Genomic DNA, 16,276 nt, shown 5'->3' with positions numbered 1-16,276 from the left:
TCCTCGCTCGTGCCGCGCGGCCCCCGGACCCTCCCGGTCCGGGGGCCGCGTCGTGCGTCCGGCGTGGGCACTTCCCCCGCGACTGGTCACGTGTATAGGATCCTGGCCATGCGTACAGCACCGGTGCGGGAGGCGGATCTCACCGCCCGCGCCCGGATCCGGGAGGTCGCGATCGAGTGCTTCGCGACCGAGGGCTTCGGCGCGTCCTTCCGCACGATCGCCGAGCGCGCCGGCGTCTCCCCCGGCCTGATCACGCACCACTTCGGCTCCAAGGTCGCGCTGCGCGCCGAGTGCGACGCGCAGGTGCTGGCGCGCTACCACCGGCTCAAGTCCGAGGTGGTGGGCGACCCGAGCGGCTATCTGCTCGCGCACCTGGCGACGCCCGGCGAGGCCGCGGTGCTGCTGGTGTACATGCTGCGCGCGCTGCACGCCGGCGGGGACCCCGCCCGCACGTTCATGGACAGCCTGACCGACCACGTGCGCGCGGTGATGGCGCAGAGCGTGGCCGCCGGCCTGATCAAGCCGTCCCGCGACGAGGAGAGCCGCAACCGCTACCTCACCGCGCAGACCATGGGCGGCATGCTCGTGCAGTTCCTGCTCGCGCCCGACCAGTCGCCGGACGCCTTCGTCGCCTCCCTGCACACGCAGCAGCGCGACACGATCCTGCCCACCCTCGAGCTGTACACCGAGGGTCTGCTGGCCACCCCCACGCTGCTGGACGACTACGTCCGGCACCTTCGCGCCTGACACCCGAGAGGCCCGCGACATGTCCAGCACGGCAGCGATCGAGGTCATCGGCCTCACCAAGCGGTTCGGCACGGTCACGGCGCTCGACGGCCTCGACCTCACCGTCCCCACCGGTCAGGTGACCGGGTTCCTCGGCCCGAACGGCGCCGGCAAGTCGACCACGATCCGGGTGCTGCTCGGCCTGCTGCGCGCCGACGCCGGCACCGCCACCGTGCTCGGCGGCGACCCGTGGTCGCAGGCGGTCGACCTGCACCGGCGGATCGCCTACGTGCCGGGCGACGTCACCCTGTGGCCGAACCTGACCGGCGGCGAGGCGATCGACATCCTCGCCCGGCTGTCCGGTCCGCTCGACCCGCGGCGCAAGGCGACGATGCTGGACCGCTTCGACCTCGACCCCACCAAGCGCGCCCGCACCTACTCCAAGGGCAACCGGCAGAAGGTGGCGCTGGTCGCGGCGCTCGCCTCACGGGCCGATCTGCTGCTGCTCGACGAGCCGACCAGCGGCCTGGACCCGCTGATGGAGGCGGCGTTCACCGCGTCGATCCAGGAGGTCAAGACCGAGGGGCGCTCGGTGCTGCTGTCCAGCCACATCTTCGCCGAGGTCGAGCGGCTGGCCGACCGGGTCACGATCATCCGGGACGGCCGCACCGTCGAGCAGGGCACCCTGGCCGAGCTGCGGCACCTCACCCGCTCGCAGGTCACCCTCGCCGGGGCCCCCGGGGCGGCCGCCGCGCTCGGCGCCCTGGACGGCGTGCACGACCTGCGCGCGGCCGACGACCACCTGTCCTTCGCGGTGGACGACGCCGCGCTGCCCGCGGTGCTCGCCGCCGTCGCCCGCCTGACCCCGCGGTCGATCACCGTGAACCCGCCCTCGCTGGAGGAGCTGTTCCTCTCCCACTACGGGCAGGAGGCGTCGCGATGACCACCGTCGCCGCGCCCACTACCGCCGGCCCGGCCGACCGCGCGGTCCGCCCGGGTGCGCTGCCCGCCACCCGCACGCTGGCCGGCCTCGGCCCGATGATCCGGCTGGTGCTGCGCCGCAACCGGGTGCGCCTGGCGGTCTGGTGGATCGCCCTGGTCGGGCTGCTCGGCTACGTCGGCGTCTACTACCGCGACCTCTTCGACACCCAGCAGGCGCTGGACGAGTTCGCCGCCGTCTCCGACACCCCGGGGATCCGGGCGCTGACCGGCCTGGCCGCCGCCCCCGACACCCTCGGCGGGGCCGTGTGGACGAAGATCTGGATGACCCTGGCGGTGTCCCTCGCGTTCGGGGTGGTCTTCCTGGTCACCCGGAACGGTCGCGCCGACGAGGAGGCCGGCCGCACCGAGCTGCTGCGCTCGCGCATGCTCGGCCAGCACGCCGGGTCGGTCGCCGCCTGGCTCGTCACCGGGGCGCTGTCGGTCGCCGTCGGCCTCGGCGTCGCGGTGGTGTCGATCGCGCTCGGCCTCGACCCCGCGGGCGCGGGCGTCACCGGATCGCTGGTGCTCGGCGCCTCCGTGGCCGGCGTCGGGCTGGCGGGCGTCGGCGTCGGGGCGCTGGCCGGGCAGGTCACCGGCACCTCGCGCGGCGCCAACGCGCTGGCCTCCGTGCTGATCGGCGCCGCCTACGTGCTGCGGATGGTCGGCGACCTCGGCGACGGCCGGCTCACCTGGGTCTCCCCGATCGGCTGGGCGCAGCAGATGCAGCCCTGGGGCGCCGACCGGTGGTGGCCGCTCCTGCTGCTGCTCGCGCTGACCGCGGTGCTGCTGGTCGCCGCCCTGCGGATCGAGGCGGTGCGCGACCACGGCGCCGGGCTGCTGGCACCCCGGCGCGGCGCGGCCGACGCACCCGCCCGCTGGGCCACCCCGCTCGGTCTCGCGCTGCGGCTCCAGCGCGGGCCGATCCTCGGCTGGGCCCTCACGGTCGCGCTGGCTGCCCTGCTGTTCGGCTCCGTCGTGGAGTCGATGACCGACCTGATCGCCGATGCCGGCGGTGCCGCCGCCGACCTGGTCCGCGGCACGGGCGTCGACGCCCTGCTCGCGCTGCTCGTCACGATGATCGCCCTGATCACGACGGTGTTCGCCGTGCAGTCCGCGCTGACCCTGCGCACCGACGAGGCCACCGGCATCCTCGAGCCCCAGCTCGCCGGGGCGCTGTCCCGCACCCGGTGGGCGGTGCAGCGCCTGGCGATCCCCGTGCTCGGCTCCGCGGTGCTGCTGCTGCTCGGCGGTGCGCTGATGGGCGCCGGCTACGGCTCGCTGATCGACGATCCCACGCAGACCACCCGCCTCGCGCTCGCCGCCCTGGCGTCCTGGCCCGCCGTGCTCGTCTACACCGGCATCGCCGTCGCGCTGTTCGGCTGGCTGCCCCGGCTCGCCGTCGCGCTCTCCTGGGGCGTGCTCGGTGCCACCTACGTGATCGTGCTGGTCGGCGAGGCGCTGCACCTGCCCGGGTGGCTGCTCGACGTGCTGCCGTTCTCCGCGACGCCGTACCTGCCGGCCGAGCCGGTGTCCTGGACGGCGCTGACGGCGCTGGCCGTCGTCGGGGCCGGGCTGGTCGGGGCCGGACTGGTGCGGTTCGCCCGGCGGGACGTGCAGCCGGGCTGAGCGCGCCGGACGGGCGGGTCTGGGCGAGTCCGGGGCGGTCAGCCCTGGCGCGGCTGCGGCTGCTGCGCGAACGCCTTGCTGATCTCCTCGACGAAGCCCTCCACGAAGCCCGCGGTGAACCCCGCCGCCACGCCCGTCACGAGCCCCTGCGGCTTCGCGGCCGCCGGCTGCGCCACCGGCGCCGCCTCGCCCGAGGACAGCCGCGCCGCCGCCCGCTGCATCGCGGTCGCCGGCCACGACTCCCCCGTGACGAACGCGCCCCGGCGGTACGCCTCCGGCATCGGCAGCAGCGACGTCGGCACCACCAGCTCCAGCAGGTGCGCCGCGGTCAGCAGCGCGATCAGCGACCGCGACCACGGGTCCGGCGCCACCCCCGCCACCAGCACGTCCAGCAGCCGGCGCCGCACGTCGTGCTCCCGCGCCAGGTCCGCCGCCGGCCAGCGCAGCTGCCCGAAGATCCCCGGGCCGCCGTCCACCACCGGCTGCACCTGCCCGCGCTCCCCCAGCCGCCCGGCCAGCGCCGCCGGCAGCCCCTCGCCGATCCGCACCACCAGCTCGTCCGGCTCGTCGGCCTGCTGCTCCACCCGGTGCAGGGCCGCCCGCAGCACCGGCTCGTCCGCCGGACCGCCCGGCGCCCACGCGGTCGGCGTCAGCGCGACCTCCCACCCCAGCCCCGGCGTCCCGCCGCGCAGGGTCACCGCGCCGGCGAGGTCGAGCTCGGTGAGCACCGCACCGCCCAGCACGATCTCCACCGCCTGCGTCGCCGCGTCCGGGGCGCCGGCCGTGCTCGCGGTGCCGCGCACCGGCAGGTCGCCGCGCTCGTCGTCGAGCAGCAGCAGGAGCAGGTCCTCGGCGAGCAGGATGGCCATGGCAGGACGGTACCGGGCGAGCGGGCGTCCGCTCGATCCCCCGTGGCCGCCCGCGTGCCGGGCCGTCGCTCACTTCAGCGCGCCCCCGAGCAGCCCGGCGACGTAGTACTTCTGGAGCACCAGGTAGATGATCACGCACGGGACCACGGTGATCGTGACCCCGGTCTGCATCAGGCCGAAGTTCACGCCGAACTGGGTGTCCGTCGACAGGATGCCGATGCTGACCGGCAGCGTGTAGCGGCTCTGGTCGGTGATCAGGATCAGCGCGGCGAAGAAGTCGTTCCACGCGGCGAAGAAGGTCAGCAGCGTGGTCGAGACGATCCCGGGCACGGCGACCGGGACCATCACGCGCCACATGGCGGTGAACGGCCCGGCACCGTCGAGCTGCGCGGCCTCCTCCAGCGAGGTCGGGATCGCGGCGAAGGAGTTCCGCATGAGGAACGTGCCCAGCGGCAGGCTGAACGTCGCCAGCACCAGCGCGACGCCGAGCAGGCTGTTCTGCAGGCCGATGTCGCGCAGCACGATGTACAGCGGGGTGATCACCGCCTGGAACGGCACCATGAACGTCACCAGGATCACGAAGAACGCCGCGGTGCTGCCCGGGAACGGCAGCTTGGCGAAGGCGTAGCCGGCCAGGGTGCTGGCCACCAGGCCGATCGTGGTCGCGGTGACCGAGACGAACACGGAGTTGCCCAGGCTCTGCACGATGCTCAGGCCCCGGCTGGCGTCGGCGAGCCGCAGCACGTCGTCCAGGCTGACCTCGGAGAGCATCACCCCGATCGGGTACAGGAACAGCACGGCCAGGCAGATCGACACCACCCACCAGGCGGCGCGCGGCAGGATCGGGTCGCGCCGGTGCCGGGTCCCGACGGGGACGGCACGGGTGGCGGGTGCGGGCAGGTCGGTGGTGAGCGTCATGAGTGATCCGAGTTCCTCAGGAGCAGCATCTGCCCGGCGGACACCATCCCCAGCACGATCATCAGCAGGATGGACAGCGCCGAGGCGTAGCCGACGTCGAACTTGACGAAGCCGTTGCGGTAGATCTCGTACACCGCGGTCAGCGTGGAGCCGGCAGGGCCGCCGGTGGTCATGATGTAGAACTGGTCGAAGGCGAGCAGCGAGCCGGCGACGGAGAACACCAGCACCAGCGCGAGCGTCGGGCGCAGCAGCGGCACGGTGATCCGCCAGAAGGTCTGCCAGGCACCGGCCCCGTCGATCCGGGCCGCCTCGTTCACCTCCAGCGGGATCGCCTGGAGGCCGGCCAGCACCAGCAGCATCTGGAGCCCGACGACCTTCCACGTCACCATGCCGACGACGATGGCGAAGGCCGACCAGAAGCCCGCGAAGTAGTTGGTGGTGGGGTCGAGCAGCCCGACGGAGCCGAGCAGCTGCGTGGTCGGGCCGATGTCGGACTGCCACATGAACATCCAGATGTAGCTGCCCGAGGCGAGCCCGATCACCACCGGCAGGAAGTAGATCGTCTGGAACACCCGGTGCGCCCGCCGGCCGCGACGCACCAGGAAGGCGAGCCCGAACGCCAGGCCGATCAGGATCGGCGTGATCACGACGGTGTAGAAGAACGTGAAGCCCACCGCGTGCAGGAACTGGCTGTCGCCGAACGCCTTCGTGTAGTTGCCGAGGCCGATGAACTCGGGGGTGCCGAGCAGCGGCCAGTCGTGCAGCGACATGACGACCGTCCGGACCAGCGGCCAGACGAAGAACAGGCCGAGCAGGACGAAGGCGGGCAGGGCCATGAGGACGCCGAGCAGGCTGCGGCGGCCCCGCAGACCGCGTCCGCGCCTGCGCGCGGGGACGGCCTGGTGCGTGAGTGCGGTCATGTCAGGAAGTCCTCCGGTCGGGTGGGCGGCCGCCGACGACGGCGCCGGGGCCGCCCACCCGCGTGTCGTGGATCAGCCGTTGGCCTCGTCGAGCAGGCCCTGCGCCGTCGCCTGGGCCTTGGCCTGCGCGTCCGCGACCGTGCCGGAGCCGAACACGGCCTCCTGGATCAGGGTCGACCAGACGCCGTTGGAGTCGTTGAACAGCTCGTTCTCGATCGTGCTGAACGGCACCCGGCCGACGGCGAGCGCGTCGGCGAACACCTGGTAGCGCTCGTCCTGCGGCACGTACAGGCTGTCCAGCAGGTCGAGGCGGGTCGGCATGACGCCGTTCTCCGCGATCACCGCCTGCCCGTCGTCGCCGGTGACCCACTCCAGGAAGGTCCAGGCGCCCTCGGGGTTCTTCGCGCCGGTGGTGATCGCGATCGTGTCGCCGCCGGCGAAGGACGCGCTCTGCCCGGGCTCGGTCCCCGGGATCAGCGCCATCCCCCAGTCGAAGTCGGCCCCCTCGGTGGGGTCGGTCAGCGACCCGATGAAGAAGTCGCCCCAGTTGAAGATGCCGACCTTGCCCTGCGTGAAGGCGTCACCGGCGTTCGACCCGCTGTCGGACTGCACCAGCTGCGGCATCGCGCCGCCCTGCCACAGCTCGCGGTACATCGTGAGCGTCTCGGCGACCTCGGGGCTGTCCAGCAGTGCCTGCGTGCCGTCGTCGGCGAGCACGTCGCCGCCGCTCGCCCAGACGTACGGGGTCATCGAGAAGATGTTGCAGCCGCCGCACGCCCCGGAGAACGCGAAGCCGTAGGTCCCGTCACCCAGCGCGGCGACCGCCTCGGCGTCGGCCTGCACCTCCGCCAGGGTGGCCGGCGGGGTCTCGGGGTCCAGACCGGCGGCCCGGAACAGGTCCTTGTTGTAGAACATCACGGACACGTCGCCGGAGAACGGCAGCGCGTAGGTCTTCCCCTCGTACCGCCCCTGGGCCAGGTGCCCGGGGCTCATGTCGTCCAGGTAGGGCAGCCCGGCGGCCTGGTCGCTGATGTCGGCCAGCGCGCCGACGGAGGCGAAGTACGGCGTGTAGACCAGGTCCATCGAGGCGACGTCCGGGGCGTTGCCACCGGCGGCGGCGGTGCCGAACTTCTGCACGAACTCGGCCGACGGGACGACGGTGACCTCGACCTGGACGTCGTCGTGGGTGCTGTTGAACTCCTCGGCGAGCGCGGTCATGAAGGTGGCCTGGGAGTCGCGGGTCCAGACGCTGACGGTGCCGGACGACGATCCGTCCGATCCCGGTCCCGATCCGGAGCAGCCGGCCAGGGCGATCACGGCGGTGACAGCCGTGACCGCGACGAGCGAGGTGGTGTGACGCCTCATTGCGTGTCCTCTCGTAGGGTGCGGGGCTCGCCGGCTGCTCAGGTGGTGGGCAGCCAGACGCGCATGGCCCCGGGGGCGCGGTTCGCCCACCGGAAGTAGGGGATGGCCCGGACGGTCCCGAGCGCGTCGGTCGGGGCGTCGGCACCGGCCCGGTACAGCGCCGGGTCGGGCCGCCGGACCCGCGCGTCCTGGACGTCGAGGGTGGGGACGCCGAGCACCGGGTCGACCGGTCCCGGGGTCGCGGTCGGCGCGGCGGGGACCAGCACGTCCTCCAGGTGGACGCCCGCGGGCAGGTCCGCCTCCTCGAGGCAGTAGTAGACCGGCCCGCGGCGCAGCGCGACGGTGCCGCGCACCGCGTCGACCCACGGGTGGGCCCGCTCGACGACCGGCTCGATCGGCAGGTCCAGGTCGATCGACCGCGCACCGGCGGGGACGTCCACGAAGCCCGGCGCGACGGCGACCGGGGCACCTCCGTCGACCGCGATCGTGGCGCCGGACGCCCACCCGGGGACGCGCAGCTGGAGGGTGCGCACCATCGGCGCGTCGAGGTCCACCCGGATCCGCGAGGCCCACGGGTACTGCGTCCGGACCGTCGCGGTGACGCCGTCGCCGAGGTCGAGGGTGCCCGGTGCGTAGAGCAGGATCTGCACCGCGTCGGCGGACTCGGTCAGCACGTAGGCGTTGATCGAGGCGAGCAGGCGCGCGAGGTTCGGCGGGCAGCAGGCGCAGTCGTACCAGTCGAGGCGGGTGGACGGGGCGTCCTCCTCGTGCGTGTGACCGCGACGCAGCTGCAACGGGTTGGAGTAGAAGAACGCCGTGCCGTCCACCGAGGTGGACACCGCGATGGCGTTGTACAGGCCGCGCTCGATCTCGTCCGCGTGGCGCGGGTCGCCGTCCAGCAGCAGCATCCGCCAGTTCCAGTGCAGGTTGGCGATGGCGGCGCAGGTCTCGGAGTACGCGCGGTCGGCGGGCAGCTCGTAGGGGTCGCCGAAGGACTCGCCGCGGTGCCGTGAGCCGAGCCCGCCGGTGACGTACATCTTCTGCTCGTGCACGCTCGCCCACACGGCGTCCAGCGCCTCGCGGTAGCCGGCGCCGGGCTCGTCCAGCTCGACGTCCGCCACCCCGGCCAGCAGGTAGAGCTGGCGCACCGCGTGCCCGGCGGCCTCGCGCGCCTCGCGCACCGGCACGTGGTCCACGTAGTAGGCGTGGCTGCCGAACTGGCCCCGGCCGATGGTGCGGCGGCCGCGCAGGTCGAGCATCCGCCGGGCGAGCGCACGGTGCCGGGGATCGCCGGTGATCCGGGACAGCTCGACCAGCGCGGTCTCGATCTCGGGGTGCCCGTCGAGGTCCTCGCGCCCGCCCTCGCCGAAGGTGGCGTGCACCAGCTCGACGTAGCGCAGCGCGACGTCCAGCAGGTCGGTGCGCCCGGCGTGCGCCCAGGCGACCGCCGCCTGCACCAGGTGCCCGAGCTTGTACATCTCGTGGCTCTCGATCAGGTCGGTGAACCGCTCCCCCGCGTGCGGACCCTGGTAGTAGGAGTCGAGGTACCCGTCCTCCTGCTGGACCGCGGCGAGCAGCCGGACCGCCTCGTCGACGAACGGCAGCAGGTCCGTGACGTCCTCGCCCCGGGCGGCCTCCCAGCCGATCGCCTCCACCGTCTTGTACAGGTCCGAGTCGGCGAACAGCGGGCCACGGAACGCCGCGGCGCTCTCGCCGACCAGCCGGCGCAGGTTGTCCAGCACGCCGGTCTGCTCCAGCCGGGCCAGGCAGTGCGGCAGCGTGCGCTCGCGGTTGACGCGCTGCCAGTCCCCGAGGAACCCGCCGTCCAGGCGCACGCGGCGCAGGTCGGTCGGGCGGCGGGCGGACGGCGCGTCGGGCACCGCGGGTGCGGCGAGACGGCTCTGGGTGCGGGCCATGGTTCTCCTCGTCGAGCAAGCATGTGGCGTAGTACACCGGTGCACTAAGCGAGAACAGTACACCGGTGCACTACGGTGTCAAGGGTTCACCGACGACCGGGCCGGGCGGTTCGCTATCGTCGGGCGGGTCCACACCGACCGCCGGGCGACCGCCGTCCCGCACACACGCCGAAGGGGAGACATGGCTGCGACGATGGCCGATGTCGCGCGCCTGGCCGGCGTGTCCAAGAAGACCGTCTCCAACTTCTTCAACGGCTACCCGTACATGACCGCCGACACGCGCGGCCGCATCGAGTCCGCCGTCGCCGCGCTGAACTACCGGATGAACATCTCGGCCCGGAACCTGTCCTCCGGCCGCACCGGCACCATCGGCCTCGCCGTCCCGGAGATCGCGCACCCCTACTTCGCCGAGCTCGCCCAGGCCGTCGTCGCCGCCGCCCAGCAGCGCGGCCTCAACCTCGTCGTCGAGGTCACCGACGGCGACCACGACCGCGAGCTCGCGCTGCTCCGGGGCGAGCGCGGACGCTACGTCGACGGCCTGCTGTTCCACCCCCTCGCGCTCGACGCCGAGGAGATCGAGGCGGCCACCCTCGACGTGCCGGTGGTGCTGATCGGCGACTGCGCCTACGGCGGCCGGTTCGACGTGCTCACCGTCGCCAACGAGGACGGCGCCTACGAGATGACCCGCCTGCTGCTGGACCGCGGGCGTCGGCGCGTCGTCGCCCTCGGCATGGAACGCTCCGCGACCCCCACCGCCGCCGCCCTGCGCTTCGCCGGCTACCGCCGCGCCCACGAGGAGGCCGGCGTGCCGGTCGACGAGCGGCTGCTGATCGGCCCGGTCCCGTGGAGCCGCACCTCCGGCGCCGCCGAGATCGGCGCGCTCCTCGACGCCGGCACCCCGTTCGACGCCGTGTTCGGCTTCAACGACGCGCTCGCGATCGGCGCGCTGAACGAGATGCAGCGCCGCGGGCTGCACGTCCCGCAGGACGCCTCGGTGGTCGGCTTCGACGACGTCGAGGAGGCCGCCCTGACCTTCCCGCCGCTGACCACGCTGGACTCCGGACGCGGATGGATCGCCACCACAGCCGTGGAGCGCCTGGTCGGGCGGCTCGGCGAGGGCACCGGCGAGGCGCAGGTGCTGGTGGCCGCGCGGCGGGTGGTGGAGCGCGGGTCGGTGTAGCGCGCGGTCGCGGGCCGTCGCCCTCGGGCAGCGCCACGGCGACGAACCGCATCGCCACCCCTGCCGCGCCACCTAGGATCAAGGTCATGGGTCACCGCGACGACGACGTGCTAGCGCCCGACGGCGCCACGCGTCTCGGTCGGGGAGCCGCCGTGGCGAGCGCCGCGGTCGCGGTCGCGCTCGCCGGCCACGTGGCCGCCGGTGGCGCCGTCCCCGGCCCCGCCGGGGTGCTGGTCCCGCTGCTGCTGGCGATCCCGGTGTGCGCCGTGGTGTCCGGCCTCCGCCTGCCGCGGCTGCGCCTGGTGCTGTCGGTCGCGCTGAGCCAGGCGCTGTTCCATCTGCTCTTCACGCTGGGCGCGGCGGGCGGGCCGAGCGCGGCGAGCACCCTGGACGGCACGACAGGGTCGGCGGGCCACCCGCACGCCGGGCACGCCGCCGCCCTCGACACCCTGACCGGCTCGGGTCACGCGCTGCACGCCGACGGCCCGATGACCGTCGCGCACCTGCTGGCCGGGCTGGTCACGATCGTGCTGCTGCGCTCCGGCGAGGTCGCGCTGCACCGTGCCGCGTCCGCGCTGCGCCGGGTCGCGCTGCGTCTGCTGCCCGCCCTCCCCGCGTCCGCCCCGACGGGCACCCCGCGACGCGCCCGCACCCTCCTGGCCGGCGGCGACGTGCCGACGACCGGCGTCCTGCTGACCGCGGCCCAGGTCGTCCGTCGCGGGCCGCCGCGCGCCCCGGCACCGCTCGCCCCGTAGCGCCGGTCGACCGCGGTCGGCGCTCGCCCGACCGCTCGCGCCCGCGCAGGTGCCGTCGGCGTGCCCGTGCGCGCCGGCCCGGTGCCGTGCGCGGGCGGACCCGACCGACCGGAGCCACCCGTGCTCATCATGCGTATCGGGCGCGCCCTCGCCCGCACCACCGGGGCGGCAGCCCTGCTGACCGCGCTGGTCCTGACCGGCACCACCTCCGCCTCCGCCCACGACCAGCTGCTCAGCAGCACCCCGGGCGACGGCGAGCACCTGGACGCCCTGCCGGAGACGATCCGGCTGGAGTTCAGCGGCGACCTGCTCCAGGTCGGCGCGGTCGTCGTGCTGGCCGACACCGGCACCGGCCAGACCTGGCGAACCGACGACCCGACGCTCGACGGACCGGTGGTCACCACCCCGGTCCCGGACGGCCTGGGCGACGGCGCGTACGAGGTGCGGTGGCGGGTGGTGTCCTCCGACGGGCACGCGATCTCCGGGGCGGTGCCGTTCACCGTCGGCGACGTCACCGCGCCGACCGCGAGCGCCTCGGGCGCCCCGGCCACGACCACGCCCTCCGGCGCGGCCACCGACGCCGCCGACGCCGCGCCCGGCACCCCCAGGTCCGGCGTCGGACCGTGGAGGACGGTGCTGATCGGTGCGGGCGGTGCCGCCGGGGCGGTCGCCCTCTACGCGCTGGTGCTGGCGGTCCGCCGCCGCGACCGGCGCACCCCCTCCTCCGACGACGTCGCCTGACGTCTCCCTGACTCCCACGGATCGAGAACCCCATGCACGCACGTCACACCCTGCCCGGCCTGGCCCTGGTCGCCGTCCTGGCGCTGTCCGCCTGCGGCTCCTCCGACGCCGCGGCGTCCGACGACGCGACGAGCACCACCGCACCCGCCGCCACCGCCGGCGAGTCCGTCACCATCGACGACGCCTGGGTCAAGGCGGCCGACTCCGGCATGTCCGCGGCCTTCGGCGAGCTCGAGAACACCGGCGACGCCGACGTCACCGTCGTCGCGGTGACCAGCCCGGCCTCCACCGCCCTCGAGCTGCACGAGACCGTCGCCGACGCGAGCGGCGCGATGGTCATGCAGCAGAAGGAGGGCGGCTTCACCATCCCGGCCGGCGGCGCGCTGACCCTGGAACCGGGCGGCAACCACGTCATGCTGATGGACCTGGTCGACCCGATCCGCGCCGGCGACGAGGTCACCTTCACCCTGACCTTCTCCGACGACTCGACGTTCGAGTTCACCGCCCCGGCCAAGGACTACTCCGGCGCCAACGAGAGCTACCAGGGCGACGACATGGGCGACATGGACATGGACCACTGATGCCCCGCGACCGGACCCCGCAGGCCGGTCGCGGCGAACCGACCCGGCGGCAGCTCCTCCTCGGTGGGGCCGTCGCCGGTGTCGGCGCCGCCGCAGCGGTCGGTGCCGACGCCCTCGGCCGCCGCGCGGACACCCCCGCCGACCCGGCCCCCGAGGCCCCCGAGGCGCTGCACGGCACCGCGACCGTGCCCTTCCACGGCGCCCACCAGGCCGGCATCGCCACCGCGCCCCCGCAGGCCCACGCCACCCTGGTCGCCCTCGACCTGCACCCGACGACCGACCGGGACGCGCTGCGCCGGATGATGCAGCTGCTCACCGACGACGCCGCCCGGCTCAGCCAGGGACGGGCCGCGCTCGCCGACTCCGAGCCCGAGCTCGCCGTGGTGCCCGCACGGCTCACGGTGACCTTCGGCTTCGGCCCCGAGCTGGTGCGTCGTGCCTCCCCCGAGGCCGCACCCACCTGGTTGCGCCCGCTGCCGGCGTTCACGATCGACCGGCTGCAGGACGCCTGGAGCCACGGCGACCTGCTGATCCAGGTCGCCGCCGACGACCCGATGACCGTCGCGCACGCCCTGCGGATGCTGCTCAAGGACACCCGCTCCTTCGCCGACGTGCGGTGGACCCAGCCCGGGTTCCGGCGCTCGCGCGGCTCCGAGGCCTCCGGCACCACGATGCGCAACCTGTTCGGGCAGGTCGACGGCACCGTCAACCCGCAGCCGGGCACCGCCGACTTCGACGACCTGGTGTGGATCGCCGACGGCCCGCTGGCCGGGGGCACCGGACTGGTGCTGCGCCGGATCGCGATGAACCTCGACACCTGGGACGAGCTCGACCGCCCCGGGCGCGAGCAGTCCACCGGCCGGTTCCTGGCGAACGGGGCGCCGCTCACCGGCACCGCCGAGCACGACGAGCCCGACTTCGACGCCACCACCGCCCTCGGCTTCCCGGTGATCCCGGAGTTCTCGCACATCCGGCGCGCCCGCTCCGAGGACACCCGCCAGCGGATCGTCCGGCGCGGCTACAACTACGACGCCGCACCCTCCGACGGCGCGATCTCGGACTCGGGGCTGCTGTTCGTGTCCTTCCAGGCCGACGTCGACGCGCAGTTCGTGCCGCTGCAACGCCGGCTGGACGAGCTCGACCTGCTGAACCAGTGGACGACGCCGATCGGCTCCGCCGTCTTCGTCATCCCGCCCGGGTGCGCCGAAGGCGGGTTCGTCGGGGAGACGCTGCTGACCTGATCGGGGCGTCGAGCCGGGGCGCCGCGGCTCAGCCCTGCTCGCCGTCCGCCAGCCGCACTGCGCGCAGCACCACGTCGTGCACGTGGTGCGTGCTGGCCGCCCCGACGGGTCGCGGCCGGGTCTCGTGCACCTCGACCCGCCACTCCTCCGAGGCGAACAGCGCCGCGGCGATGTCGTCGATCCCGACGTAGGCCTCCGGGTCGTACATCCGGGTCTGCTCGGCGGGGTCGAGCGGGGTGTCGAGCCAGGACAGGTCGTGGCTGACGACGAGCAGCGTGCCGCCGACGGCGACCGCGCCGAGCAGGTTGCGCAGCCCGCGCTGCTCGGGGGTGCGCTGGAACGACCCGTACTGCAACGACACCAGGTCGTAGACGTCGTCGCCGTAGGCCGCGGGCGTGTTGGCGTCCCGGTGCAGCGTGCGCACCTCGACCCCGCGCTGGGCAGCCGCGGCGCGGATCCGCGCGAGCGCGTTGCCGGAGACATCCGAGGCGGTCACCTGCCACCCCTGCTCGGCCAGCCAGATCGCGTCCCCGCCCTCGCCCGCGCCCACGTCGAGCGCGCGGCCGGGCGTGCGGCCCTGCACCTCGGCCACCAGGGTCCCGTTGGGGTTGCCGCTCCATACGTGGTCGTCGCCGTCGTAGCGCCCGTCCCACTCCCGCTCCGCGCCGGAGATCCGCCCGCCGACGGCCAGGTCCTCGTGGGCGAGGCTGAACGCGATCTGCGCGCCGACCCCGCTGCCGGCCGCCGCCGAGGGCAGCACCTGCGTGAACGCGTCCACCACGTTCCCGGCGGCGAACACGCCCTCGACGCTGGTCCGCCCGGTGGCGTCGACCCGGATCACGTCGCCGAGCCCGCTGGCGTGCGGCATCGTCGTCACGCCGAGCCCGGCCAGCATCTCGACGCGCGGCCGGAACCGGCCCCCGGTGAGGATCGCGTCGGCGGGCAGCACGCTCCCGTCCGCCAGCTCGACCAGCACGCCCTCGTCCCCGTCGTCGACGATCCGCCGCACCATCGACCGAACCACCGGGACCCCCGCGGCGACCAGCCCGTCGACCGCGTCGGCGTCGATCCCGGTCGCGTCGTGCAGCACCACGGTCAGCCGGTCGGTCAGGTGCCGCACCAGCGGGGTCGGGTGCAGGCCCATCGGCGTCGCGACGATCTGCACCACCCGCCGGTCCCGAACCTCCCACCCCTCGCAGAACGGGCAGCCGAACACCTCGCGCCCCCACCGCTCGACCAGCCCCTCGACGTCGGGCAGCTCGTCCACGATCCCGGTCGCGACCAGCACCCGGCGCGCCACCAGGCCGTGCCCGCCGGACAGGTCCAGGTGGAACCCGTCGTCCTCCCGGCGCACCGCCCGCACCTGCCCGGCCAGCACGTCGCCGCCGTAGGAGCGGACCTCCGCCCGGCCGATCGCCCGCATCTCCGCCGGCGGGCTGCCCTCGCGCCCGAGGTACCCGTGCATGTGCGCCGCCGGGGCGTTGCGCGGGGTGCCGTCGTCCACCACGACCACGGACCGGCGCTGCCGGACGAGCTGGAGCGCGGCGGCGAGCCCGGCGGCAGACCCACCGATGATCGCCACGTCGCAGCGGCGGACGACGGTCGGCTGGCTGTGGTGGTCGTGCTCGGCGTGGCCCTGCGAGGTGTGCGTCATGCGACCACCGTAGGCCGATCTGGCGCATTCCGGATGTCCTCTTGCACTATTCGCAAGATCGCGCGACCGTAGGACCGTGAGCGACGGAACCGAGATCGAGCGCCTGGCACGCACCCGCCTGCGCAGCATCCGCACCACCCTGGGCTACTCGCTGGACGATCTGGCGGCACGCACCCACCTCAGCCCGTCCACCATCAGCCGCGTCGAGACCGGCAAGCGCACCCTCAGCCTCGACGTGCTCGTGCCGCTCGCGTCCGCGCTCCAGATCAGCCTGGACTCCCTGTTCGAGGTCCCCGGCGACGAGGACGTGGTGATCCGCCCGGTCCGGCACGAGGAGCACGGCCGCACCACCTGGCCGCTCAGCCGCGCCGACGGCCGCACCCTCGCCGTCAAGACCCGCATCGAGGCCGGCCACGACCGCCCCGAGCAGCGCGTGCACCCCGGCTACGACTGGTTCGTCGTCCTCGAGGGATCGGTCCGCCTGTGGCTCGGCGACCGGCAGATCGACGTGCACGCGGGCGAGGCCGCCGAGTTCTCCACCATGACGCCGCACGCGATGACCGCGATCGACGGGCCGGCGGAGCTGATCCAGATCGTCGACCGCGAGGGGCAGCGCGCGCACCTGCGGACGTGAGCCACGCGTCACGCCGAGGCAGCGACGCACGATGCGCACGAGCCAGCAGCGCGGGCTGCTCGCGGCGCTCACCGACACCCCCGGAAGCACGCACGACAGCCCTGGCAGCGCGGGCTGGCAGGATCACGGAACGACGAAGGCCCGGACCGTCTGGTCCGGGCCTTCGTCT

Annotated in this window: 15 protein-coding genes; 9 read left to right on the top strand and 6 right to left on the bottom strand. The window is 74.2% G+C overall.

What is annotated here, in order from left to right:
- The first annotated feature begins 108 nt into the window (after nt 1-108).
- The 3 genes from ACZ5HG_RS04880 to ACZ5HG_RS04870 are packed head-to-tail and all read left to right on the top strand — an operon-like array spanning nt 109 to nt 3,333.
- Nucleotides 109-747: a TetR/AcrR family transcriptional regulator gene (locus tag ACZ5HG_RS04880; protein WP_464180752.1), complete on the top strand. Its 639-nt coding sequence runs from the start codon at nt 109-111 to the stop codon at nt 745-747.
- 19 nt (nt 748-766) lie between these two features.
- Entirely contained in the window at nt 767-1,669 is a 903-nt protein-coding gene (locus ACZ5HG_RS04875) for an ABC transporter ATP-binding protein (RefSeq protein ID WP_464180751.1), read from the top strand.
- The gene (locus tag ACZ5HG_RS04870) at nt 1,666-3,333 is read left to right on the top strand and encodes an ABC transporter permease (RefSeq protein WP_464180750.1); all 1,668 of its coding nucleotides are present in this window, start codon (nt 1,666-1,668) and stop codon (nt 3,331-3,333) included. The genes ACZ5HG_RS04875 and ACZ5HG_RS04870 overlap by 4 nt, the downstream gene beginning before the upstream one ends.
- 38 nt (nt 3,334-3,371) lie before the next feature.
- Here the strand turns inward: ACZ5HG_RS04870 and ACZ5HG_RS04865 are convergent, their stop codons facing one another.
- The 5 genes from ACZ5HG_RS04865 to ACZ5HG_RS04845 form a co-directional block, all read right to left on the bottom strand.
- On the bottom strand, nt 3,372-4,202 hold the full coding sequence (locus tag ACZ5HG_RS04865) for a GOLPH3/VPS74 family protein (RefSeq protein ID WP_464180749.1): 831 nt from the start codon (nt 4,200-4,202) through the stop codon (nt 3,372-3,374).
- A 69-nt stretch (nt 4,203-4,271) separates the two neighbouring features.
- Nucleotides 4,272-5,120 (bottom strand): carbohydrate ABC transporter permease, encoded by an 849-nt coding sequence (locus ACZ5HG_RS04860; RefSeq protein ID WP_464180748.1) that lies wholly within the window; start codon nt 5,118-5,120, stop codon nt 4,272-4,274.
- Nucleotides 5,117-6,040 (bottom strand): carbohydrate ABC transporter permease, encoded by a 924-nt coding sequence (locus ACZ5HG_RS04855; RefSeq protein WP_464180747.1) that lies wholly within the window; start codon nt 6,038-6,040, stop codon nt 5,117-5,119. The genes ACZ5HG_RS04860 and ACZ5HG_RS04855 overlap by 4 nt, the downstream gene beginning before the upstream one ends.
- Nucleotides 6,041-6,112: 72 nt before the next feature.
- A complete protein-coding gene (locus ACZ5HG_RS04850; RefSeq protein WP_464180746.1) occupies nt 6,113-7,405 on the bottom strand; it encodes an ABC transporter substrate-binding protein in 1,293 nt (430 codons plus the stop codon).
- Nucleotides 7,406-7,443: 38 nt separating this feature from the next.
- Nucleotides 7,444-9,321 (bottom strand): glycoside hydrolase family 127 protein, encoded by a 1,878-nt coding sequence (locus ACZ5HG_RS04845; RefSeq protein WP_464180744.1) that lies wholly within the window; start codon nt 9,319-9,321, stop codon nt 7,444-7,446.
- 181 nt (nt 9,322-9,502) lie between these two features.
- Between ACZ5HG_RS04845 and ACZ5HG_RS04840 the strand changes: the two genes are divergently transcribed.
- The 5 genes from ACZ5HG_RS04840 (at nt 9,503) to ACZ5HG_RS04820 (ending at nt 13,819) form a co-directional block, all read left to right on the top strand.
- The gene (locus ACZ5HG_RS04840) at nt 9,503-10,501 is read left to right on the top strand and encodes a LacI family DNA-binding transcriptional regulator (RefSeq protein WP_464180743.1); all 999 of its coding nucleotides are present in this window, start codon (nt 9,503-9,505) and stop codon (nt 10,499-10,501) included.
- Nucleotides 10,502-10,587: 86 nt separating this feature from the next.
- Nucleotides 10,588-11,256, top strand: a complete 669-nt coding sequence (locus tag ACZ5HG_RS04835) for a hypothetical protein (protein WP_464180742.1) — start codon at nt 10,588-10,590, stop codon at nt 11,254-11,256.
- Nucleotides 11,257-11,385: 129 nt separating this feature from the next.
- Nucleotides 11,386-11,997: a copper resistance CopC family protein gene (locus ACZ5HG_RS04830; protein WP_464182104.1), complete on the top strand. Its 612-nt coding sequence runs from the start codon at nt 11,386-11,388 to the stop codon at nt 11,995-11,997.
- A 32-nt stretch (nt 11,998-12,029) separates the two neighbouring features.
- A complete protein-coding gene (locus ACZ5HG_RS04825; RefSeq protein WP_464180741.1) occupies nt 12,030-12,578 on the top strand; it encodes a copper chaperone PCu(A)C in 549 nt (182 codons plus the stop codon).
- Nucleotides 12,578-13,819, top strand: a complete 1,242-nt coding sequence (locus ACZ5HG_RS04820; protein WP_464180740.1) for a Dyp-type peroxidase — start codon at nt 12,578-12,580, stop codon at nt 13,817-13,819. Before ACZ5HG_RS04825 ends, ACZ5HG_RS04820 begins: the two co-directional genes overlap by 1 nt.
- Nucleotides 13,820-13,847: 28 nt before the next feature.
- On the opposite strand, the gene ACZ5HG_RS04815 is transcribed toward ACZ5HG_RS04820, so the two are convergent.
- Complete coding sequence (locus ACZ5HG_RS04815; protein WP_464180738.1) at nt 13,848-15,473, bottom strand: FAD-dependent oxidoreductase; 1,626 nt, start codon at nt 15,471-15,473, stop codon at nt 13,848-13,850.
- A 76-nt stretch (nt 15,474-15,549) separates the two neighbouring features.
- On the opposite strand from ACZ5HG_RS04815, the gene ACZ5HG_RS04810 reads away from it, so the two are divergent.
- Nucleotides 15,550-16,107: a helix-turn-helix domain-containing protein gene (locus ACZ5HG_RS04810; RefSeq protein WP_464180737.1), complete on the top strand. Its 558-nt coding sequence runs from the start codon at nt 15,550-15,552 to the stop codon at nt 16,105-16,107.
- Nucleotides 16,108-16,276: the final 169 nt, after the last annotated feature.

The organism is Cellulomonas sp. GTC20042 (genome assembly GCF_055389595.1).
This window is presented reverse-complemented; position numbering and strand designations above follow the sequence as displayed.

What these genes read in the sequence shown, in the direction of transcription:
- ACZ5HG_RS04830 (WP_464182104.1), top strand. Translation starts at nt 11,386, where the DNA reads ATGCGTATCGGGCGCGCCCTCGCCCGCACCACCGGGGCGGCAGCCCTG.
- ACZ5HG_RS04875 (WP_464180751.1), top strand. Translation starts at nt 767, where the DNA reads ATGTCCAGCACGGCAGCGATCGAGGTCATCGGCCTCACCAAGCGGTTC.
- ACZ5HG_RS04825 (WP_464180741.1), top strand. Translation starts at nt 12,030, where the DNA reads ATGCACGCACGTCACACCCTGCCCGGCCTGGCCCTGGTCGCCGTCCTG.
- ACZ5HG_RS04840 (WP_464180743.1), top strand. Translation starts at nt 9,503, where the DNA reads ATGGCTGCGACGATGGCCGATGTCGCGCGCCTGGCCGGCGTGTCCAAG.
- ACZ5HG_RS04855 (WP_464180747.1), bottom strand. Translation starts at nt 6,040, where the DNA reads ATGACCGCACTCACGCACCAGGCCGTCCCCGCGCGCAGGCGCGGACGC.
- ACZ5HG_RS04865 (WP_464180749.1), bottom strand. Translation starts at nt 4,202, where the DNA reads ATGGCCATCCTGCTCGCCGAGGACCTGCTCCTGCTGCTGCTCGACGAC.
- ACZ5HG_RS04845 (WP_464180744.1), bottom strand. Translation starts at nt 9,321, where the DNA reads ATGGCCCGCACCCAGAGCCGTCTCGCCGCACCCGCGGTGCCCGACGCG.
- ACZ5HG_RS04815 (WP_464180738.1), bottom strand. Translation starts at nt 15,473, where the DNA reads ATGACGCACACCTCGCAGGGCCACGCCGAGCACGACCACCACAGCCAG.
- ACZ5HG_RS04880 (WP_464180752.1), top strand. Translation starts at nt 109, where the DNA reads ATGCGTACAGCACCGGTGCGGGAGGCGGATCTCACCGCCCGCGCCCGG.
- ACZ5HG_RS04860 (WP_464180748.1), bottom strand. Translation starts at nt 5,120, where the DNA reads ATGACGCTCACCACCGACCTGCCCGCACCCGCCACCCGTGCCGTCCCC.
- ACZ5HG_RS04835 (WP_464180742.1), top strand. Translation starts at nt 10,588, where the DNA reads ATGGGTCACCGCGACGACGACGTGCTAGCGCCCGACGGCGCCACGCGT.
- ACZ5HG_RS04820 (WP_464180740.1), top strand. Translation starts at nt 12,578, where the DNA reads ATGCCCCGCGACCGGACCCCGCAGGCCGGTCGCGGCGAACCGACCCGG.
- ACZ5HG_RS04850 (WP_464180746.1), bottom strand. Translation starts at nt 7,405, where the DNA reads ATGAGGCGTCACACCACCTCGCTCGTCGCGGTCACGGCTGTCACCGCC.
- ACZ5HG_RS04870 (WP_464180750.1), top strand. Translation starts at nt 1,666, where the DNA reads ATGACCACCGTCGCCGCGCCCACTACCGCCGGCCCGGCCGACCGCGCG.